The organism is Streptosporangium sp. NPDC051023, assembly GCF_040689595.1.
GTDB lineage: Bacteria > Actinomycetota > Actinomycetes > Streptosporangiales > Streptosporangiaceae > Streptosporangium.
The window spans coordinates 1-20,681 of record NZ_JBFBCE010000125.1; the positions used below are offsets into that span (position 1 = coordinate 1).

Consider the following 20,681-nt stretch of genomic DNA (forward strand, 5'->3'; position numbering starts at 1 on the left):
GGCCGCCGCCCTTGACAAAGTAAGGTCGGTGCATGTGGACGAGGTGCCGCCCGAGGTCCGCTTCTCCGCCATCTGGTCGAACCCGGCGATCCGCAGATGCGTCCTGGCCGGGCGGGGGCTGACACCTCCGGATCCGGAGGCCGGGAAGCGCGCCCGGGAGAGCGGGAGGAGGCGGGCAGGCGGTCAGGGACGCCCGGCGCTCTCCAGATGCTGGACGACCAGGCGCAGGCTGGCGGCCAGGGTGCGGCGCCGCTCACTGTCGAGCTCCCTGACCACGAAGGCCTCCTCCTGGTTGAACTGCGGGAAGAGCGTCCGCATCAGGCGCTCGCCGGACGGGGTCAGGGTGACCATCACGCGACGCCTGTCCGTGGGGTGCGGCATCCGCTGCACGTACCGGTAGGACTCAAGGGTCTTGAGGACGCCGGTGAGAGTGCCCTTGGCAATGCCCGCCTCCTCGGCGACGTGCCGGGTCTCGCTCTCCTCCCAGATCCACACAACCCACATGACGACGAACCCCGTCCAGGTGAGCCCGGTGTCGCGGAGCACGGTCTGTTCGAGATGATTACGGATCGCGGTGGACGCCCGGTAGATATTGGAAACGGCCCACATAGCCTCGAAATCGAGATTGAGACCGCCAAGCCGGTCACCGACGGCCTCTTCCGTGCTCCGCAGGGTGTGGTGTCCCGTCATCTCGGTGTGGCGCTCCCTCATCGTTTTGCCTTCACCCTGCGATCACATTCGCCGGGATTGTGCGTTGAACTCTCCGCCGGGACCGGCCCGCCCGCGGCGTTCGGTCTCCTGCGTCTCACCTGGGCACGAAGCCCAGCGAACCGGACGTGGAAAGTGTGGGCGAGCCGAAAGGACACCCCGCACGGGGCGATTCGACAGGGCACGCCGGGAAGGCCTCCCAGAACGGGAGGGCCAGGCGCCCGGCAGGCCCGCGAGCGCCCAGAACAACAAGTGTTTGGTCCCGAACAATATTTCAGACACGTGGCGGGGAGCAAGGCGTTTCCGGAAAGGCTTTTTCGCAAAGTGCCATGTCGTCGCGACCGCACGGCCACCGCGCGCCTTGTGTCGCACTCCCGTTCCATCTATCGTACGGAAGCAAATGAATTGCTCGTCATTCGGTTTCCGCCGACCGGGCGGAACCGTCTGACGTTCCAGCGCACCATGAGGAGTTCATGATGGATCTCGGGCTGTCCGGCCTTTCCGTTCTGGTCACCGGCGGAGCCAGCGGGATAGGCCGCGCGACCGTGGACGCCTTCCTCGCCGAGGGGGCGGCGGTGACCGTCCTGGACCGGGCGCCGAAGCCCGAGGGCCTGGACGTCACCTGGGTGCGGGGAGACGTGACCGACGAGGACACGGTACGGGCGTCGATCCCGGGGAGCCTGGACGTCGCCGTCGGCTGCGCGGGCATCTCGGGCCCCATGGGCACGAACGCGCGGGAGACCGACCGCGCCGACTTCGCCAGGACCCTGGAGGTCAACCTCACCGGGCAGTTCCTGCTGGCCAAGCACGCCGCGCCCGCGCTCTCCGCAAGCACGGCCCCCGCGATCGTGTTCGTCGCCTCGGACTCCAGCTTCGTCGCCGCCCCCGGCATGGCCGCCTACTGCGCCTCGAAGGGCGGTGTCCTGATGCTCACCAAGGCGCTGGCCGTGGACTTCCAGCCCGACGGCATCCGGGTCAACTGCGTCTGCCCGAGCATCGTCGACACCCCCATGGCCAGGGGCGACCTGGGCGACGCCTTCGACGAGCTCGACTGCCCCGTGCTGCGCCCCGAGGACGTCGCCCGCTCGATCCTGTACCTGGCCTCACCGGCGTCCAGGGGCGTCAACGGCACCGCGCACGTCCTCGACTTCGGCGGTCTGGCCACGTCCACCTTCCCGGCCTGAGGGCTCCCCGCCCGAGAGTCCCGGCGCGGTCCTCAAGGGCCTCCGTACGGGCCCCCGCCCTCCGGGGCCCCCGGGTCCCCCGGGGCATCGCGGCCCTCGCCCTCCGCGTCCCGTGCCCGCGGCAGGTGGCGCAGGAACCACTCCCCGGCCAGCCTGGAGACCTCCTCAAGGGCTCCCGTCTCCTCGAAGAGGTGCGAGGCCCCGGGGACGATCTCCAGTCGCGTCTCCCCCGGCAGCTTCGCCATCGCCTCGCGGTTGAGCTCCACGACGACATGATCGCGCTCCCCGACGATGAGCAGCGTGGGCGCGCGAACCGATCCGAGCGCCTCACCGGCGAGGTCGGGGCGCCCGCCACGGGACACGACCGCCTTGACGAGGGCGGGCTTGGCCGCGGCCGCAACGAGCGCGGCGCCCGCCCCGGTGCTCGCCCCGAAAAGCCCGAGGCGCAGCCCGGCCGTCGGCTCGTGCCGCGCCAGCCAGTGCGCCAGTGCCGCCAGCCGTACGGCCAGCTTGCCGATGTCGAAACGGAACTCGCCCGTCTGGAGGTCGACGTGTTCCTCCAGCGGTGTGAGCAGATCGACAAGCACCGTCGCCAGGCCCGCCCTCCTGAGCTCGCCCGCCACGTGCCGATTGCGGGGGCTGTGGCGGCTGCTGCCGCTGCCGTGCGCGAACAGCACCACCCCGCAGGCGGGGCGCGGCACCACGACATCGGCCTCCAGCACGACGTCCGCGGCCGGGATCTCCAGCCGCTCCAGGTTCATCCGGACGGCGTTCATCGCCTCCTCCTCGGCTGGGTCCCTTCCGGGGAGACGGGTACGGCTCTGCGGGCCACAGAGCGCCGCGTCACGCGCGCACCCGCCTCGCGGAAGCGGCGCGCAGGAGATCCCGCACCTCCCGGTCGGTCGTCTGGGCGAAGTCCCAGTACGACAGCCCTACCGCCATGAAGGGGGACGGGGTCGAGGCGCAGACCACCTCGTCCGCCAGGGCGCACAGCTCGCGGCAGGTCGATCCGGGCGCGGTGGGAACCGCGACGACGATCCCGGCGGGCTCGTGGTCGCGCAGGGCCTCGACGGCGGCCCGCATGCTCGCCCCGGTCGCGAGCCCGTCGTCGACCACGATGACGGTCCTGCCGGTGAGATCCAGCGGGGGACGTCCCTCCCGGTAGACCTCCTCCCGTCTGAGGAGTTCGCGGCCCTCCCGCGCGGTCATCTCCTGGATCGTCTCGGGCGAGATGCCCACCGCCCGGACGATGTCCTCGTTGAGCACGACGACCCCGCCACCGGCGATCGCCCCCAGCGCCAGTTCCTCCCTGCCCGGGACGCCCAGCTTGCGGACGAGAAAGACGTCCAGCGGGGCTCCCAGGGCCACGGCGACCTCGTACGCCACGGGCACACCGCCACGGGGAAGTCCCACGACGACGACATCCGGTCTGCCCCGGTAGTCCGCGAGGAGATCCGCGAGGACACGACCGGCCTCACGCCGATCCTCGAACAGATGGTCCGACATACCCGCCACCCCCGATTGGCGCAGTCCGCCCCATCCATTGAGGTATGCCCAAACCCAGGCCACCGCTTTTTGGGCACCGGGAATGTATAAGGAGTTTTACCCGAAAAGGCAGCCGCTTTTACGAACGCGAACGAGCGGCCCGGATGAGGGACACGGCCGTAGCCGGGCGGGCCCGGCATGTTCCGGGATCGCCCGAAAATCCGCCCTCGGATGGACCGGCGTGAATTTCGCCGATGACGGCTGGGATGACGGCGCCCATCTGATCGGGGAGGCGGTTACGATGGATCCACGCACGAAATTCCGGCTCGGCGAAGACCGTCGTCGGGTGAGGTTCACCGCGCGCTCTCCATGTGGAGACTCCCCCGAGGCGCTCACCGGCTCGGAACCGATGCCGCACGATAGAGAAGGGGCGTTCGACGTGGTGCGGGAGCGGACGCCTGGTGGCACGGGAACCTCCGAGCGGAGGCAGGACGTTACCCACGGCGCCGTGGGAACCTGTCGCCGGAGACGCCCCTCCGCCACGGCGACCAGAAGAACACGATCAGCCTTCGACCGCCCCCGCCCGATTCTCTTTCACGGCATCCCGTCGCCGATCGCCCCCGGCCGACGGCATGACATCGCTCCCGGCCACGGGCAGGGGCGATCCCACGCGGGCCGGCCGCAGCCGGTCCGGCCTGTTCAGCACCCGCCGGCCGGGCTCAGACAGCCTGCGCACCACCGGTGATCGCCGAGCGGACGAGGGTGAGGACCTGGAAGTACGACCTGTTGGCATGTTCGACCCGTCTGATCAGCCCGCGCAGGAGAAGGCAGTGGATACCCCTGGCCGCGTCGACGGGAGTCTGACGGGCGAGGGCGGCGCTCTCCTCGACGGACCAGCAGCCGTCGTGGGCCGCCACGCTCCTCAGGAGGTTCCAGGCCGAGGGCCCGAGTGCCTCGATGGCCTGCCGTACCACCTCCCCCGCCTTGAACACGGGGCAGCCGTCGGCCGCCGAGAGAACGGTCCAGAAAGGATCGCGGGAGAGCTCGTCAAGGAGTTCGTCCGGGGTGTAGACGAGGGTGAGGCGGCCTGCGGCGTCGAGTGCCGCGGGCAGGCCGTCGAGGAGCTGGCACAGGGCCGCGATGGCCGCGACGGCGGTCTCGTCCAGCTTGAGGCGGGGTCTGGTCAGCCCGATGTTGGTCATGATCATGCGTGCCGCGTCGACCTCGGCCAAGCCAGCCGCGTCGTAGGTGTGGTTCGTGCGGGGCAGCGCCAGCGGTGACAGCGGAAAGATCGACGCCTCGACCGAAGGGGTGATGCCGCGCGTGGTGAGCAGCACGCACAGGCGGGGATAGAGGCTGAGGAGTTGCAGGATCCGCTCCGTCGGCAGCGACGTCTCGTCGTAGTCGTCGATGACGAGCAGAGTCTGCCCGGTGTCGATGAGCGCGTCGAGGTCCCGCAGGTCGCCCTGGGGGTTGCGCACCAGCTCGTGGACGAAGAGGCTGCGGCTGTTGGTCACGGCGTGCGCCGAGGGCGGCGTCCACACGACGGACACCCCCTTGGCGTTCAGCCTGGTCGCCACCTCCAGGGCCAGCCGTGTCTTGCCCACACCGCCGAGACCGGTGACGGCGACCATTCGCCTGTCACGCGAGCGCACCAGCTCGCCCAGGGCCAGAAGCTCGGCCTTGCGCCCGATCAGGCCGCTGGTGGCCGAGAGCGAGGCGGTCAGACGGGCCTGGCCCTCGTCCGTCCTGAGCGCGGGCAGGGTCGCGGCGATCTGCAGTGCCACCCGATGGGGCTCTTCGATGCGGAGCGCGCTGGCGAGCAGTTGGACGGTGACCTTCCGCGGCCGCCTGACGCGGCCCGACTCCAGGTCCCGCACCGCGCGTATGCTCACGGCGCTGAGATCTGCAAGCTCCTGCTGAGTCAAACCCGCTATATTGCGGTATTTCCGTAAGAGGGCGCCGAAGCGTTCCCCCTTACCGTACCCGTGCTCATCTTCTGTGACGGTCATGATCGGCCCACCTCCGTGGTCGCTGAGAAATAGGGACTCAGGAGTAATTCCAGACGGGCGGAAGAACATGGGAGGGACGGCGACGGCGTCACACTCACAGACCTGGAACGACAGGCATTCGCCGCGTACCACAACCCCGAGCAACACGGAAGAGCAACTTCAACCGAGAGACGACCGGACTTTCAGCACTTCCGCATACACCCCTGCCATTCGCCCGTCCTACGTGGCGATCAGGATTTCTCCAGCGTTGTTCCGCAGATCAACTGATCATTTGAATGAGCTCTGCCAGCCCCTCACCCCCTCCAGCCCCGTGAAACATCAGGCATGCCCGGATCGCTCGTATTTACTGCCTGATAATCTTCCTTCCACAAGATCGTGTCCATAGCTTTTTTAAGCTTTCCTGCCTCATGTTTTCAGCGGCGGATATGCCGGAATCAACGCCTGCCAACTCGCCATCTCTTCGAATGTCACGGTCACAGTAAGGAGGCGGCAAGGATGTTCGAACAAATTGCGCAAGAAATTTAGATGACCAGGCCTCCGCCACAGACGACGACCTGCCCGCTGACGTAGTCCGACTCGGGCAGGCACAGCAGGTAAACAGCGCCCGCCGCCTCCTGTGGCGTGCCCGGCCTGCCCAGCGGGACCGTCGTCCTCATCGCGTCCAGCAGCTGCGCGCTGACGCCGACCTTGATCCGCCGTCCCCGCACGTCAATGCCGGCGTCGGCGCTCGCGGGCGCCTCGGTGAGGCGCGTCATGATCAGCCCGAACGCCACCGCGTTGACGTTGACCCGGTAGCGTCCCCACTCCTTGGCCAGGGTCTTGGTCAAGCCGACGAGTCCCGCCTTGGCCGCCGCGTAGTTCACCTGCCCGGCGTTGCCGCCGAGGCCCGCGATCGAGGAGATGTTGACAACCTTGCGGTGGTGCTCGGCCGGGCTGGCCCTGATGTACGGCTGCGCCGCGCGCAGGATCCGGAAAGGGGCCTTGAGGTGGACGTCGAGAATGTCGTCCCACTGCTCGTCGGTCATCCTCTGAATAACGGTGTCCCAGGTGTAGCCCGCGTTGTTGACGATGATGTCCAGGCCGCCGAAGGAGTCGACGGCGGTCCGCACGAACCGCTCGGCGAACCCCGCCTCGGTCACGTCGCCCACGCAGGCGACCGCGCTGCCACCCGCGGCCTTGACTGCCGCGACGGTCTCCTCCGCGGGGTCGGGATCCAGGTCGTTGACGACGACGCTGGCGCCCTCCGCGGCGAGCTTCTGGACGACGGCCCTGCCGATGCCCCGCCCCGCGCCCGAGACGATCGCGATCCTTCCGGTCAGCTTGCTCATGTGCCGTGCCCTTCTCGGTTCAATCGTCGGCAAGTGCGATGACAGCTGTGCCGCGCAGGGTCACCGTGCCGTCGGCCAGGGTCACCGCGATGTCCAGGCGGGCGATCCCGCCGTCGATCGCGCTGACGGTCCCCGTGCAGGTCGGCTCGGCGTGCGGCGGCGTCATGGCCGTGAACCGCACGCCGTACGACCGGATGCGCCGCTGCGGTGCCCAGTGGGTCAGCAGCCGTCCGAGGTAGGCCATGGAGAGCATCCCGTGCGCGATGACGTCCTCGAAGCCGACCGCCCTGGCCTCGTCCAGGTCGATGTGCACCGGGTTGTGATCGCCGGACGCGCCCGCGTAGAGCGCCAGCGTCGTGCGGCTGATCGCGGGCAGCCTGAGCGGGGGCAGCGAGTCCCCCACCTCGACCCGGCCGTTCACGGTACGGCCCCGGGCACGACGAGGACGGTGGTCAGCGTCGCGACGGGCTCCCCGGCCCTGGTCACCTCAACGGTGCGGACGAGGAAGTCCAGCGCGCCGCCCTTCCTGCTGTAGACGTCGCTGACACGCGCGGCGAAGGTGAGCCGGTCGCCCGCGTGGGCCATGGCATGGTAAGTGAAATGCTGTTCGCCGTGGAGTATCCGGCGTGGATCGATGCCCAGTTCCTCCAGGTAGGCCCAGGGGCTGGGGCGGTCCATCTCCAGGCAGAACAGGAAGGTCGGCGGCACCGGCAGGTCCGGATGGCCCGCGGCGCGGGCGGCGGCCGGATCGGTGTAGACAGGATCACTCTCGCCGATCGTTCTGGCGAACAGGCTCAGGCGCCCGCGCTCGACCTCGACGGTCAGCTCCGGCGACTCGGTGCCGACGGCGGCGGTGTCGATGGCCATCGTCAGATCTTGATCGTGTCCGAGGGCGCCGCCTGGCCCGGGTCGCGGCCCGTTCCGGTGATCCGGTTGAGCTCGTCGACGAACACCACGGACGGTTCGAACCCCCGCAGCTCGGTGTCCGTCATCATCGCGTAGCCGATCACGATGACCAGGTCTCCCGGGCTGATCAGGCGGGCGGCGGCACCGTTGATCCCGACGACGCCACCGTCGGGCGGCCCCTCGATGACGTAGGTCGACAGGCGCGCCCCGTTGTTGATGTCGACGACGTCGACCTTCTCGCCGTGTATGAGGTCGGCGGCCTTCATGAGGTCCACGCTGAGCGTGAGCGACCCTACATAGTGCAGCTCGGCGTGGGTCACCGTGGCACGGTGGATCTTGGACTTCAGCATGTGCCGGAACATGTCGACCCCTCAAGGATGCCGGAAACGATTGATCTGGCTGAGAAGCCGCTCGCGCAGCTCGTGGTCGCGCACCCCCAGGCCCTCGACGGGAGCCAGGCAGAGCACACCGACCTTGCCCTGGTGGGCGTTGCCGTGCACCTCGTGCGCGGCCTGCCCGGTCTCGGACAACGGGTACACCTTGGACAGCGTGGGGTGGATCTTCCCGCGGACGATCAGCCGGTTGGCCTCCCATGCCTCGCGGTAGTTGGCGAAGTGTGAGCCGATGATCCGCTTGAGGTTCATCCAGAGGTAGCGGTTGTCGTAGGAGTGCTCGAATCCGCTGGTTGAAGCGCAGGTGACGATCGTGCCGCCGCGCTTGGCCACGAACACGCTCGCGCCGAAGGTCTCCCTGCCGGGGTGCTCGAAGACGATGTCGGGATCGTCACCGCCGGTCAGTTCCCTGATGTGCGCGCCGAAGCGCCGCCATTCCTTGGGGTTTTGGGCGTGCTCGTCGGTCCAGAACCGGTAGTCCTCCGCCTTCCTGTCAATGATCAGCTCGGCGCCCATCCTGCGGCAGATCTCCGCCTTCTCCGAGCTGGAGACCACGCACACGGGGGTGACACCGCCGTTGAGAGCGAGCTGGGTCGCGTACGAACCGAGACCTCCCGACGCGCCCCAGATGAGCACGGTGTCGCCCTGCTTCATCCTGGCGCCGTTGCGCGAGACCAGCTGCCGGTACGCCGTGGAGTTGACCAGTCCGGAGGCGGCGGCCTCCTCCCAGGTCAGGTGCGCCGGTTTGGGCATGAGCTGATTCGCCTTCACCAGCGCCAGCTCGGCGAGGCCGCCGAAATTGGTCTCGAACCCCCAGATCCGCTGCTCGGGGTCCAGCATCGTGTCGCCGTGCCCGTCGGGGTGCTCCAGCTCGACCGACGAGCAGTGCGCCACGACGTGGTCTCCGGGCCGCCAGGCATTGACCCCCTCGCCGACGCGCACCACCACACCGGCCAGGTCGGAGCCGACCACGTGGTACGGCAGGTCGTGCCGCCTGGCCAGCGGTGACGTCTTGCCGTAGCGCTGCAGGAAGACGAACGTCGGCAGCGGCTCGAAGATCGACGTCCACACCGTGTTGTAGTTGATCGAGCCGGCCATCACCGCGACGAGCACCTCACCTGGCCCGAGCGAAGGGGTCGGCACCTCCTCGATGTGCAGCGACCTGCGAGGATCCTTCTCCTCGCTGGTCAGGCCGTGGAACATGTCCACCTCGTCGGCGTGCACGGTCGCGGCGCGGTAGCTGTCCGGGATCGGCAGTCCGCCGGCCTCGGCCGCGTCGTCCGCCATGATCGCGTCGAGGATCTTCCGCATGGGCAGGCCTCCAGTCAGTGCCACAAGTCAGTGCCACACGAGAATCGTCGCCCCGGCGCACAGGCCGCCTCCCGCCGCGGCGAGCAGGATGCGCTCGCCTCGGCGCAGGGGCCGCTGCCGGTGCGACTCGGACAACGTGAACGGGACGGACGCGCCGCCGATGTTGCCGTACCACTTGGTGGTGAGTGGCACGCGGTCGAGCCCGACGCCGAGGTCGGCCGCGAGCACCTCCAGCATGCGGGCGTTCGCCTGGTGGAAGACAAAGCGGCTGATGTCGCCGATGCCGAGGTCGCAGTCGTCGAGGATCTGCCCGACGAGCTTGCGCATGGTCGGCAGCACCCAGTTCTTGACCGTGCGGCCGTCCATCCGCAGCAGGTGCCGCCCCTCGGCCCTGGCCTCCGCGTCGAGCGGCATCCTGGTGCCGCCCGCGTCGATCCCGACCACGCCGTGGTGCTCCCCGTCGGTGAGCATGCGGGTGGCCAGGAAGCCGTAACCCTCGGGCACCTCGCCGAGCAGCATGGCGCCCGCGCCGTCGCCGAACAGGCTGACCGTACGGCGGTCGCCGCGGTTCATCACGGCCGACAGCTTGTCCGCGCCCACGACCAGGACCCTGCCCCCGGGGTAGTGCGCGCGCAGCAGGCCCTCGCCGATCGCGAGGGAGTAGACGAACCCGCTGCACACGGCGTTGACATCGAAGGCGGGCACCGTGCGCAGACCCAGCTTGTACTGCAGGATCGCCGCCGTCGCCGGTTGCGGCACATCGGGTGTGGTGGTCGCCACGATCAGCGCCTCGAGCCGCTGGCGGGCACCCGGCTCGGTGTCCAGGGCCGCGTTGGCTGCGGGTAGCGCGAGATCGGAGGTCACCGTCCCCTCCGCCGCGTAGCGCCGCTCGCAGACGCCTGTCCGCTCGACGATCCAGTCCTCGTCCATCCCGGTCCACGCGCTGATCTGCGTGTTGGTGATCACGTGTTCGGGAACGTGGGCGCCGAGCCCGATCACTCCGATGGCCATGTCAGCTCCTTTCTCCGACGCTCACCAGCCGGTCGGGCAGCTCGTGCCGCAGCTCGGCCAGACGGTGGTACTGCGCCGGGTAGTCGGCCGCGCCGGGCAGCAGCACCAGCTGGTCCGCTCCCGCCGTGACGAGCGACGCGAGTCCCGCCGCCACCTCGGCGCCGGTGCCCGCGACGACGTAGGGCATCAGCCTGTCCACCGGTCCCCCGTACTGCGCGCGCAGGAAGCGGGCGCTCTCCGCCCTGGCGTGGTCGGGGTCGCGATCGTCCACGTGGACGAGCACGGTGACGCCTGCGCGCGGCCGCGGCCTGCCGAGCTCGCGGGCGCGGGCCAGCAGGGCGGCTCGCCGCCTGGCGAGCTGCCCTGCGTCGACCCACAGCCCGAGCCAGCCGTCGGCGCGCGCGGCCGCCCGTTCGATCGCCGCACGACTGCGGCCACCGACCCAGACCGGCGGCACGACGCCGGTTGGCGCGAGGACGGGAACCGGCGCGTCCCACGGTTGCGGCAGTCGCGCCGGGCGGCCCGCGGCCAGGTCGGGCAGCACGTCGAGGAAGGCGTCGGTACGTCTTCCGCGCTGCGCGACGGGCACCCCGGCGGCGGCCCACTCGCCGGGGTTCTCACCGCCGACGCCGACGCCGAGGACGACCCGGTCGCCGGAGAGCACCTGCAGCGACGCGATCTGCTTGGCGACCCAGGCCGGATGCCGCATGGCGGCGAGCAGGACGCCGAACCCGAGCGAGACCCGCCCGGTCACCCCGCACGCGGCGGCCAGCACCGTGACCGGTTCGAGGATGCCGGTGTGGAAGGCGAGGTGGTCGACGGTCCAGATCGAGTCGAAGCCGAGTTCCTCGGCCAGCCGGGCCGCCGCGATCACGTCGTAGCGCTCCGAGTCCGCGGCGCCCGAGGCGGGGAGCATGATCCCGACCTCCGCCGGCCGCCGGGCCTGGACGTCATCGGTCACGGTGGCTCCCCGGCTCCGCGCCCAGGCGCGCCACGTGCCCCGCGAGGTCACGCAGGCGTGGATGCCGGTAGACGTCCCTGGTCGGCATGCTCACGCCGAGCTGCCCGCGCACCCGGGAGACCACCCGCAGGGCGACCAGCGAGTGACCGCCGAGCGCGAAGAAGTCGTCGTCGGCCAGCACCCGGTCCATGCCGAGCACGTCGGCCCAGACGGCCGCGATCAGCTCCTCGATCGGCCCCGTCGGCAGCAGGTCCTCCTCCTCGCTCACCCGCCTTCCAGCGGGGTCGGGCAGCGCGTCCAGGTCGAGCTTGCCGTTGACCGTCAGCGGGAACGCGGGCAGCGCCACGAACGCCGTGGGCACCATGAAGTCCGGCACCCGGTCGGCGAGCAGGTCGCGCAGCCGCTCGCCGGGGACCTCGGCCCCGTCTCTCGCGGTGTAGTAGGCCACCAGCGTGTCGCCGCGCCGGGTGACGAGGCAGCGCGAGATCTCCGGCACCCCGGTGAGCACCGACTCGATCTCACCGGGTTCGATCCGATAGCCGCGCACCTTCACCTGCCGGTCGAGGCGGCCCATGAAGATCAGCGTCCCTGCCGCGCTCCACCGGGCGCGGTCTCCCGTCCGGTACATGCGGGTCCCGTCGCGCGCCACGACGTCGGGCAGGAACCGCTGGGCGGTCAGCCCCGCCCTGTTCACGTATCCCTGCGCGACTCCCGTGCCCGCGAGGAAGAGCTCGCCCGGCTCCTCAACCCCGGTGGGCCGCAGCCGCTCGTCGAGCACGTAGGCGCGGACCCCGGGCAGCGGACCGCCGAGGTGCGGGTACGGCCCGCTGACCGGCGTGGCGGTGGCGTCCACCGTGCACTCGCTGGGGCCGTACAGGTTGACCGGCGCCAGCAGTCCCCGTTCCGCGGCCCCGGCCAGCTCGCGCCACATCTCCTCGGGGATCGGCTCGCCGCCGACCAGCAGCCGCAGTGGTGTGGCACCGGGCAGCGCCGACAGCGCTGCCAGAGCGGGCAGCAGCTCACCGCGCAGGGCCGCCCAGTGCGAGGGGGTGACGTCGAGCGCGGTGACGCCCTGTTCCCCGATGAGCGTGGCGAGCCCCTGCGGATCGGCCCGTACGGCTTCGCCGAGCACCACGACCGTGTCACCGCGGCACACCCGGATCCACTGCTGTACCGAGGCGTCGAAGGACATGCTGGCGTTCCAGGCGACCGTCGCGGGCTCTTCCGGGTAGATCCCGGCCTGCTCGAGCGACGCCAGCAGCGCGGCCACCCCGCCCCTGCTGACCACCACGCCCTTCGGGGTGCCCGTTGAGCCGGAGGTGTACAGGACGTAGGCGGCGTCGTGTGGGCCGGTGGGCGTCACCGTCGCGCTGCCGTACCCCGGCCGGTCGCCGGGTGTGACCACGCGCACGTGCGTGGGCCAGTCCAGCTCGGGCCTGTCGGTGTAGACCACGTCGGCGCCCGCGTCGGCGACGGTGAAGGCCAGCCGCCGCAGCGGGTAGGCGGGGTCGAGGGCGACGTAGGCGGCGCCCGCGCGCCAGACCGCGAGCAGGGCCACCGGCAGCTCGACCGAGCGGGGCAGGCAGACGCCGACCCTGGAGCCGCGTCCCGCGCCCGCGTCCCGCAGCGCCTGCGCCACCCCTGCGGCCCGCGCGTCCAGCTCGGCGAAGGACAGCTCGCCGTCGGGCGCGCGCACGGCGGCGCGGTCCGGGTGCGCGGCCACCGCCGCGCGGAATCGGTCGAGCGTGTCGGCGGGATCGATGAGGAGCGCGGGACCGGCGAACCACGCCTCCTGCGCGGCGATGGCGGCCATCTCAGCTCCCCAGGCGGGCGGCCGGCGGCGGGACCGGCCGGCAGTCGGCGAGTGAGACCGGCTCGCCCATGGCCACGACGACCTTCCTGTCTCCTCTGAAGGCGTCCCTGCCGTGCGCGGTGAGCAGATTGTCCACGATCAGCAGGTCCCCCGCCCGCCACGGCCTGCGCACCACGGCCGCTTCGTACGCGGCGTTGATGGTGCCGATCTCGTCCGCGGTGAACGCCACGCCGTCGCCGTAGCCGGTGTTGAACGGCAGTCCGCCGTGGCCGAGTTCCTCAAGGAGCACCTCCCGGATCTCGGGGTCGAGCGAGTGCTCGCTCCAGAAGGCGGCGTGGTTGAACCACACCTCCTCCCCCGTCCGGGGATGCTTGATGATCGCGGGCCGTACCTGGCCGGTGCGCAGCGTGCCGTTTTCCCCCCATCGGTAGCCGATCAGGTTCTCGGCCCAGTATTTCTCGGCCTCTTCCGGCGAGGCCGCGTTGAAGGCGGTGCGCCAGTCGAGGGAGATGTGCTCGCCGTAGTTGCGCAGCAGCGACCAGCCGGTGGCGCGGAACCGTTCGGCCAGTTCGCCCGGGAGGTTGCGCAGCACCTGCCTGCAGTCGGCGACCGGGGTGGCCCCGCCGGTGTGCGGGGCCGTCAGGCAGCAGAACATCAGGATGCCGGGAAAGGTCAGCGTGTAGCTGTTCTCGTTGTGCATGTGGATGGTGTGCGCGGGCGGCAGGTCGGTTGAGGAGTAGACGTCGTCGCCGAAGTGGGTGCGCGGTGTCGCCTTCTCCTGGTAGGCCGCCCGCTCGTCGAGGACGGCGTCCCGTACGGCGGCGAAGCCTGCGGGGTCGTGGATGGGCAGTCCGCGGAGGTACAGCGCGCCGTGCTCGTCCAGCAGTTCCCTGATGCGCGCCCGTCTGGTGGCGAGCCACAGGACGGCCTGCTCGACGGTGTCGACGCCGGCCGCGGACGCCGTCGCCGGTCTGCCCGGCTCGACCGTGCAGCGCAGGTCGGCGTCGAGGTCGTTCGCTCCCATGCGTTCTCCCGGAGTCCGGTTGGGCCGATCACAGCGCATCGATGTGCGCGGGCAGTGCACCCCACACGTCGGGGGTGTAGAAGTGGCCGCCGGGCAGCGGGTCGACGCGGCAGGGGCCGCGGCAGACCTGGCTCCACTGCTCGGCCACGCCGGGCTCGATCACCTCGTCGTCCCGGCCGTAGAGGACCTGCACGGGGATGCGGGTCTCCGCGCCGGGTGACCGGTAGGAGTCCCTGACCCTGATGTCGGCCCGCATCAGGTCGAAGGCCATGTCCATCAGGTCGGGATCGGAGCGCACGTAGTCGGGCAGCAGCCCTATCGTCCGCATCCAGCGCAACAGGGCCTCGTCGGTGTCGTCGAGGGAGGGGAACCTGTCCCGCTCGGTGAGTCCTCTGTTCGGCGCGTTGCAGGAGGAGACGACGAGACTCTCGGGAACGGGCCCGCCGCGCCGCTCGATCCTGGTGGCGACATCGAAGGCCATCCAGCCCCCCATGCTGTGCCCGAACAGGACATAGGGCCGGTCGACCGCCGACAGCACGGCGGCCGTCGCGTCCTCGGCCAGTTCCTCCCAGGAGCGGGCGAAGTTCTCGGCGAACCTGCCCTCCCGGCCCGGGTAGCAGATCAGCGTGAGCTCGGTGCGCTCGTCGAGGAGCGACGCCCACGGCCGGTACGCCCCGGTGCCACCGCCGCAGAACCCCAGGCAGACGAACGACCGCGTCGCCGCCGGCCGGGGCAGGGGGCGGATGACCGTGGTGTCCTGAACTCTCTGCGCGGCCACGTCAGGTCTTGATCTGGTCCATCTGCTCCCGCAGGCTCTTCGGGCGCATGTCGACCCAGTGCTTCTCGATGTAATCGAGACAGGCCTGCCGGTTGTCCTCGCCGTGGACAATGGTCCATCCGTCCGGCGTGTCGATGAATGCGGGCCACAACGAATGCTGGTCCTCGTCGTTCACCAGCACCAGAAATCTGCCGTCCTCGTCGTCGAACGGATTGGTCACCACTACCTCCGTGTTTGATATTTCCAATCTGAGCCTAGTGTCCGGATATGTCCCCTACCGGCAGTTTCGAAGGCAAGCAACCGGCAGTTCTGTTCACCGTCAAAGCACCCCCCTGACCGACCAGAGTTCGGGGAAGAACCGGTGCTCGGCCGCCCGCCGCAACCAGTCGACCCCGCTGGTCCCGCCGGTGCCGGGCTTGGAGCCGAGCACCCGCTCGACCACGAGCAGATGCGTCGCCCGCCACTTGCCGAACTCGTACGCCACGTCGACCAGCGTCTCGGCCAGCCGATGCAGAACCTGGTAACGATCCCGCTCCTGGTACACCTGCCGCCAGGCCTGCTCGACCTCGGGCCGCGCCCGGTACGGCTGCGCCCAGTCCCTGTCCGCGCAATCGGCGGGGATCGGCAGCCCGTTGCGGCCGAGCAGCCTGATGACCGCGTCGTACAGGCTCGGCTCGCTCAGCACACGCAGCAGCTCGCCGTGCGTGGCGCGGTCGCCCGCGTGCGGCCTGGCCATCGCGGCGTTCTTGTTGCCGAGCGCGAACTCCCACTGGCGATAGGCGAAGGACTGGAAGCCGGACCCGTCGCCGAGCTGGTCACGGAACTCCCCGTAGTCGGCGGGGCTGAGCGGGCTGAGCAGTTCCCACACGTCGGTCAGCAGGCTCTGCACCGACCGCACCCTGCGCAGGGCCCACAGCGCGGCGTCGATCTCGTCGGCGTCGAGCAGGTCCCTGACCTGCAGCACCTCGATGTGGCCGAGCTTGAACATCAGCTCCATGACCTGCGTCGCGATCAGGAAGGCCGGCTCGCTGGGGGACTTCGTACGGAAGTTCTGCAGGGACAGCAGCACATCCGAGCGGACGTAGCTCACGAAAGGCGTCAAGCTGTCCCCGAACTCCAGGATTGGCTCCCCACCTGAGCGTGCCGCGCGTTCGGCGCGCTCACGGTCGGTCAGCGCCTGGTAGGCCGAACTCCGGTACTCGGAGGCCGCCATCAGTCCTCCCCGTCCGCCGTACCGCGAACCACCTGTGAGATCGCCAGCAACCCGGCGTTCAGGACGTCCGTGGGGCCGCCGAAACCGATACGCATCCGATCCGGGTACCCGAAGCAGAAGCCGGGCACGATGAGTACGCCCCGGGCCTCGAGGTCGCCACAGATCTCCCGCACGTCCGCCACGCCACGGACCGCCGGGAAGGCCGAGACCCCGCCGTGGGGCAGCGGCAGCTCGATGTGTTCCTGGTTGTCCAGCGCCCAGGCGCACAGGATCTCGCGGTTGACAGCGGCCTGTCTGAGCCTGCGGCCGACGACCCTGTCGCCGTCCCGCAGCACGGCGGTGGCGAGGAACTCCGCCAGCGGCGAGGTGCAGATGGACACGTAGTCCCTCACCTTGATCATCGTGGTCAGCAGCTCCGTGGGGGCGAGGCACCAGCCGACGCGGAGCCCCGGCAGGCCGTAGGCCTTCGACAGGGTGCCGACGGACACCGCCCGCTCCAGCCGCTCGCGCGGGTCGGGCAGCGGCGGCCCGTCGTAGACCAGCTCGGTGAAGGCGCCGTCCCACAGCAGATAGCAGCCGCGCCGCGCGATGAGAGCGAGGAACTCCTCGTAGGCGGCGGCCGACAGGGTCGCCCCCGTCGGGTTGTGCGGGAAGTTGACCAGCACCGCCCTGGTGCGCTCGTTGAGCAGGTCGCGGAACCGGTCGAGGTCGGGGGTGAACCCATCCTCGGGATCGAGCCGCCACACTCGCAGCCGCGCGCCGAGAGTCTCCGCGATCGAGTAGAGGGAGTGGTAGACCGGCTGCAGGACGACGATCTCGTCGCCGGGGCTGATGATCGCGGCCAGGGCGAGGAACAACGCCTCGGTCGAACCGTGGGTCACCATCACCGTCTCCGCCCTGCCCTCGCCGAACCGCTCCGCGATCACCTCGCGCAGCGGGAGGCAGCCGACGGAGGGGCTGTCCCTGAACTCGACGCGGTCGAGATCGCGCATCGTGATCCCGAGGATGTCCCTGAGCTGGCCGAGGGAGTAGTTCTGCACGCCCGAGCTGGAGATGTCGACGGGGAGGGTGAAGTACCGCTCGCGCAGCCAGTCCTCGAGCAGCGCCGGGGAGATCTGCCCGAAGGGCCGATGGTCAACCGATTCGACGGTCATCGCTGTCACTCCTGCCTGGCCGGGTCCGTCTCAGGTCGACCGTCACGTTGACCCGCCTGAGCCACCGGTCACGGCCGTCGTAGCGGGGCCGGAAGGAGCGCCGCCCGTGCACGACGTTGCGGTTGTCGACGAAACAGAGGTCGCCCTGTGCCAGCCGGAGGTCGTAGAGGTTGGCGTCCAGCTGTGCGAAGAGCACCTCGAGCGCCTCCCGCGCCTGGTCGTCTCCCGGTATGACCTCGGTGCAGTCCCTGTCGGCTCGCAGCACCGCGGCCTCCGCGGGGCCCACGAGGAGCGCGACCGCCTCCTCGCCGGACGCGTCGCCGCCCGATGCCAGGTTCATGTCGTGGGCGTCGTCGGCGCGGATCAGGAATCGCCGCTGGGCGAGCGTCTCACGCACCCGCCCCGGCAGCGCCGCCACGTCCGCGAAGGACAGCGTGGTGGGCGTGTCGTCGGGGTTGCGCAGGCAGTACAGCCCCACGTAGTCGGCGCGGAAGGGAGAGAATGCGTCCTCGGTATGCCAGCTCAGCTCCTTGTGGCTGCTGGAGCTGACATCCCCGTTCTCAAACCCGGCGACCGGCAGGACGTCGGTCAGGATGTGCCCGTCCTGCTGGGTGGTCCATCCGATCGCGTCGCCGAGCAGCGCGGCCCAGAGCATCAGCACGAAACCGCCGAGCGCGGCCTCCTCCCCGCCGGGATCACGCCAGTGCGCCGGGGTACGGCCAAGCAGATCGTCGCGCACGATGTTACCGGCGACGACAATGGCGTGTTTACCGTCGTCGAGACGCGCGCGATTTATCGCGCGACGCGGCGCGACGGGCAGTTCGTGCGCGATTACATGAACGTCCGCCAGGAACTCCGGACTGTCCGCCGCGACATATTCTTCGGCACAGCTCTGCGCGAGTGCCCGCGCCAGGGCGGCCTCTTCCCAATCCAGCGCGAATGCGAATACCCGCGCCCCTAGAAGTGCATTCGAAGCCAAGAGTGCATCCTCCATAAATGACGGAAGAACATTAGGGTCACCCTATCTCTGCAAATATCGCAATACCATGAACAGCATTTTCCTGCCGCAATATTGCCTATGGTGCCGGAGGCGCCCAGAGCCGTTCGATCTCCCGGGAGAGCACCTTGCCGATCTCGCCGAGCGGTCCGGGCCTGGTCATGTCGAAGTGGTCGCAGGGGATGCCGTGGTCGGTCAGCTCTCCGGTGACGTGTCCGGCCCAACTCCCCGCCTCCGGCTGCCCGCTGTCGCGGCCCAGCGTCGCGGTGAAGAACAGGGCGTCGCCGTGGAACACCGGTGCCGTACGGCGGTGCACCAGGTCCAGGTTGCGCTTGGCGGCCGAGGCCAGCTCGTCGAGCAGCTCGGGATCCAGCTCCAGGCGTCCCGGCCCCTCACGGTGCATGAGCTCGGCCATCCAGGCGCGTGCCTCCTCGTCGGAGAGCTCCTCCGGCCTCCATGACCCGTCAGGCGGATAGGCGTCGAGCAGGGCCAGCAGGGCGACCTGCTCGCCCAGCTCCTGTAGGCGGGAGGCCATCGCGTGCGCGATGTTGCCGCCGATCGACCAGCCGAGCAGGTGATAGGGGCCGGTCGGCTGGACCAGCCGGAGGTGGGCGAGGTAGTCGTCGACCAGCTCGGTGAGCGAGGCCGGCGGCGCGCTGTCGCCGCCGAGGCCGCGGGACTGCACGCCGTACACGGGCAGGTCCGGGCTCAGGTGGTGCAGCAGACCCGCGTAGCACCAGCTCAGGCCGGTGATCGGGTGCACGCAGAACAGCGGCGGGCGGCTGCCCCTGGTCCGCAGCGGGAGCAGGATGTCGACCGACCGTGTCGCGCCCTGTCCTTCCCCGTCCAGCAGGTCGGCGACCCCCGCGACGGTCGGGGCGTGGAACAGTTCGCGCAGGCTCAGGTCGATCCCGAGAGTGGACCTGATCCGTGAGATCAGCCGGGTCGCGGACAGGGAGTGGCCGCCCAGGTCGAAGAAACTGTCGTCGATCCCCACCTGGGCGACGCCGAGCACCTCGGCGAACAGCCCGCACAAGATCTCCTCCCGGGGAGTGCGCGGTCCTCGCCCTCCGCTCTCCCCCTCGAAGACGGGTGCGGGGAGTGCTCGCCGGTCCAGTTTGCCGTTGGGGGTCAGTGGCAGCGTGTCCAGGATCACGAAGGCCGAGGGGATCATGTACTCGGGCAGGACGGCGGCGACGTGGGTGCTCAGGGTGCGGGGGGCGGGAGTGTCGTCCGGGGTGGCGGGAACCACGTAGGACACCAGGCGGGGGTCGCCCGGCCGGTCTTCCCGCACGGTCACGACGGCCTGCCTGACCAGTGGGTGGGTCGCGACGGCGGCCTCGACCTCGCCGAGTTCGATGCGGAAACCGCGGATCTTCACCTGGTCGTCGACGCGTCCCACGAACTCCACCAGGCCATCCCTGGTCCATTTGACCAGGTCACCGGTGCGGTACATGAGTGCTCCCGGCTCGCCGTACGGGCAGGCGACGAATCGTTCCGCGGTCAGGCCAGGCCGGTTCCGGTAGCCGCGGGCGAGACCGGCTCCGGCCAGGTACAGCTCGGCCGTCACTCCTGGGGGTACGGGACGCAACCAGTCGTCGAGGACGTACAACCGGGTGTTGGCGATGGGGCGGCCAATGGGAACACTCGTGGCGTCGGCGTCGCGGTCGTAGTGGAAGTAGGTCACATCCACCGCCGCCTCGGTCGGCCCGTAGAGATTGTGCAGCTCCGCCGTACCGAACGTGTCGGCGAAACGCCTGGCCACCTCGATCGGCAACACCTCACCACTGGAGAAGACCTGCCGCAGGCTTGCGCACCCGGCCGCCTGCGGCTGGGCTAGGAAGACAGCCAGCATCGAGGGAACGAAATGAGCGACCGTCACCTCGTTGGCGGTGATCAACTCGGCCAGATAGACAGGGTCACGGTGACCGCCCGGCTTGGCCATCACCAGCGTGGCACCCGCGATCAAAGGCCAGAAGAACTCCCAGACCGACACATCGAACGAGGCCGGAGTCTTCTGCACGACCCGGTCCTCCGCGCCCAGTCCGTACTCCTCCTGCATCCAGCGCAGACGGTTCACGATCGCCCGATGGGAGACCATGACCCCCTTGGGCTGTCCCGTCGAACCGGAGGTGTAGATCAGATACGCCGGATTACCCACCGAGACCGGCACATCGAGATCACCATCCGGGCCGGACGACTCCTGTTCGACCTGTTCGGTGGCCAGTACCAGCACCGGCCTGGCATCCCGCAGCAAATACTCCACCCGTGACGGCGGGTAGTCCGGATCGATCGGTAGATACGCCGCTCCCGCCTTCAGCACCGCGAGCAACGCCACCACCAGATGCTCCGAACGCGGCAGCGCGACCCCCACCACCCCCTCGGGACCGGCCCCCCACTCCAC

General features: G+C 69.8%; 21 protein-coding genes. 2 read left to right on the forward strand and 19 right to left on the reverse strand.

What is annotated here, in order from left to right; translation table 11 throughout:
- Positions 1-183 precede the first annotated feature (183 nt).
- Positions 184-711: a MarR family winged helix-turn-helix transcriptional regulator gene (locus AB0395_RS44070; RefSeq protein ID WP_366293023.1), complete on the reverse strand. Its 528-nt coding sequence runs from the start codon at positions 709-711 to the stop codon at positions 184-186.
- A gap of 470 nt (positions 712-1,181) precedes the next feature.
- Between AB0395_RS44070 and AB0395_RS44075 the strand changes: the two genes are divergently transcribed.
- Complete coding sequence (locus AB0395_RS44075) at positions 1,182-1,892, forward strand: SDR family oxidoreductase (RefSeq protein ID WP_366293025.1); 711 nt, start codon at positions 1,182-1,184, stop codon at positions 1,890-1,892.
- Positions 1,893-1,924: 32 nt separating this feature from the next.
- Here AB0395_RS44075 and AB0395_RS44080 read toward each other — a convergent pair whose 3' ends face one another.
- The 17 genes from AB0395_RS44080 to AB0395_RS44160 form a co-directional block, all read right to left on the reverse strand.
- Positions 1,925-2,668, reverse strand: coding sequence for an alpha/beta family hydrolase (locus AB0395_RS44080; protein ID WP_366293028.1), 744 nt, complete (start codon positions 2,666-2,668; stop codon positions 1,925-1,927).
- 67 nt (positions 2,669-2,735) lie between these two features.
- Positions 2,736-3,398, reverse strand: coding sequence for a phosphoribosyltransferase (locus tag AB0395_RS44085; protein ID WP_366293031.1), 663 nt, complete (start codon positions 3,396-3,398; stop codon positions 2,736-2,738).
- A 698-nt stretch (positions 3,399-4,096) separates the two neighbouring features.
- Positions 4,097-5,458 carry a helix-turn-helix domain-containing protein gene (locus AB0395_RS44090; RefSeq protein ID WP_366293080.1) on the reverse strand — a complete coding sequence of 454 codons (1,362 nt, stop codon included), beginning with the start codon at positions 5,456-5,458 and terminating at the stop codon, positions 4,097-4,099.
- 452 nt (positions 5,459-5,910) lie between these two features.
- The gene (locus AB0395_RS44095; RefSeq protein WP_366293034.1) at positions 5,911-6,717 is read right to left on the reverse strand and encodes an SDR family oxidoreductase; all 807 of its coding nucleotides are present in this window, start codon (positions 6,715-6,717) and stop codon (positions 5,911-5,913) included.
- A 19-nt stretch (positions 6,718-6,736) separates the two neighbouring features.
- On the reverse strand, positions 6,737-7,138 hold the full coding sequence (locus AB0395_RS44100; protein ID WP_366293037.1) for a MaoC/PaaZ C-terminal domain-containing protein: 402 nt from the start codon (positions 7,136-7,138) through the stop codon (positions 6,737-6,739).
- On the reverse strand, positions 7,135-7,584 hold the full coding sequence (locus tag AB0395_RS44105) for a MaoC family dehydratase N-terminal domain-containing protein (protein WP_366293039.1): 450 nt from the start codon (positions 7,582-7,584) through the stop codon (positions 7,135-7,137). The genes AB0395_RS44100 and AB0395_RS44105 overlap by 4 nt, the downstream gene beginning before the upstream one ends.
- Before the next feature lie 2 nt (positions 7,585-7,586).
- Positions 7,587-7,985: an aspartate 1-decarboxylase gene (gene panD, locus AB0395_RS44110; RefSeq protein WP_366293041.1), complete on the reverse strand. Its 399-nt coding sequence runs from the start codon at positions 7,983-7,985 to the stop codon at positions 7,587-7,589.
- A 9-nt stretch (positions 7,986-7,994) separates the two neighbouring features.
- Positions 7,995-9,326, reverse strand: a complete 1,332-nt coding sequence (ccrA, locus tag AB0395_RS44115; RefSeq protein ID WP_366293044.1) for a crotonyl-CoA carboxylase/reductase — start codon at positions 9,324-9,326, stop codon at positions 7,995-7,997.
- Between the two features lie 27 nt (positions 9,327-9,353).
- Positions 9,354-10,337, reverse strand: coding sequence for a ketoacyl-ACP synthase III (locus AB0395_RS44120; RefSeq protein WP_366293047.1), 984 nt, complete (start codon positions 10,335-10,337; stop codon positions 9,354-9,356).
- A gap of 1 nt (position 10,338) precedes the next feature.
- On the reverse strand, positions 10,339-11,298 hold the full coding sequence (locus AB0395_RS44125) for an LLM class flavin-dependent oxidoreductase (RefSeq protein WP_366293050.1): 960 nt from the start codon (positions 11,296-11,298) through the stop codon (positions 10,339-10,341).
- Positions 11,288-13,111, reverse strand: coding sequence for a non-ribosomal peptide synthetase (locus tag AB0395_RS44130; protein WP_366293053.1), 1,824 nt, complete (start codon positions 13,109-13,111; stop codon positions 11,288-11,290). Before AB0395_RS44130 ends, AB0395_RS44125 begins: the two co-directional genes overlap by 11 nt.
- 1 nt (position 13,112) lies before the next feature.
- A complete protein-coding gene (locus AB0395_RS44135) occupies positions 13,113-14,135 on the reverse strand; it encodes a TauD/TfdA family dioxygenase (RefSeq protein WP_366293056.1) in 1,023 nt (340 codons plus the stop codon).
- A 28-nt stretch (positions 14,136-14,163) separates the two neighbouring features.
- A complete protein-coding gene (locus AB0395_RS44140; RefSeq protein ID WP_366293059.1) occupies positions 14,164-14,913 on the reverse strand; it encodes an alpha/beta fold hydrolase in 750 nt (249 codons plus the stop codon).
- A gap of 1 nt (position 14,914) precedes the next feature.
- On the reverse strand, positions 14,915-15,133 hold the full coding sequence (locus AB0395_RS44145; protein WP_366293062.1) for an MbtH family protein: 219 nt from the start codon (positions 15,131-15,133) through the stop codon (positions 14,915-14,917).
- Positions 15,134-15,232: 99 nt separating this feature from the next.
- Positions 15,233-16,126, reverse strand: coding sequence for a tryptophan 2,3-dioxygenase family protein (locus AB0395_RS44150; protein ID WP_366293065.1), 894 nt, complete (start codon positions 16,124-16,126; stop codon positions 15,233-15,235).
- The gene (gene vioD / locus AB0395_RS44155; RefSeq protein WP_366293068.1) at positions 16,126-17,280 is read right to left on the reverse strand and encodes a capreomycidine synthase; all 1,155 of its coding nucleotides are present in this window, start codon (positions 17,278-17,280) and stop codon (positions 16,126-16,128) included. Before vioD ends, AB0395_RS44150 begins: the two co-directional genes overlap by 1 nt.
- On the reverse strand, positions 17,261-18,019 hold the full coding sequence (locus AB0395_RS44160; protein ID WP_366293071.1) for a TauD/TfdA family dioxygenase: 759 nt from the start codon (positions 18,017-18,019) through the stop codon (positions 17,261-17,263). The genes vioD and AB0395_RS44160 overlap by 20 nt, the downstream gene beginning before the upstream one ends.
- A 24-nt stretch (positions 18,020-18,043) precedes the next feature.
- Between AB0395_RS44160 and AB0395_RS44165 the strand changes: the two genes are divergently transcribed.
- On the forward strand, positions 18,044-18,241 hold the full coding sequence (locus tag AB0395_RS44165) for a hypothetical protein (RefSeq protein WP_366293074.1): 198 nt from the start codon (positions 18,044-18,046) through the stop codon (positions 18,239-18,241).
- A 115-nt stretch (positions 18,242-18,356) separates the two neighbouring features.
- Here AB0395_RS44165 and AB0395_RS44170 read toward each other — a convergent pair.
- Positions 18,357-20,681 (reverse strand): amino acid adenylation domain-containing protein (locus AB0395_RS44170; protein ID WP_366293077.1); only part of this gene is annotated, 2,325 nt, incomplete at its 5' end.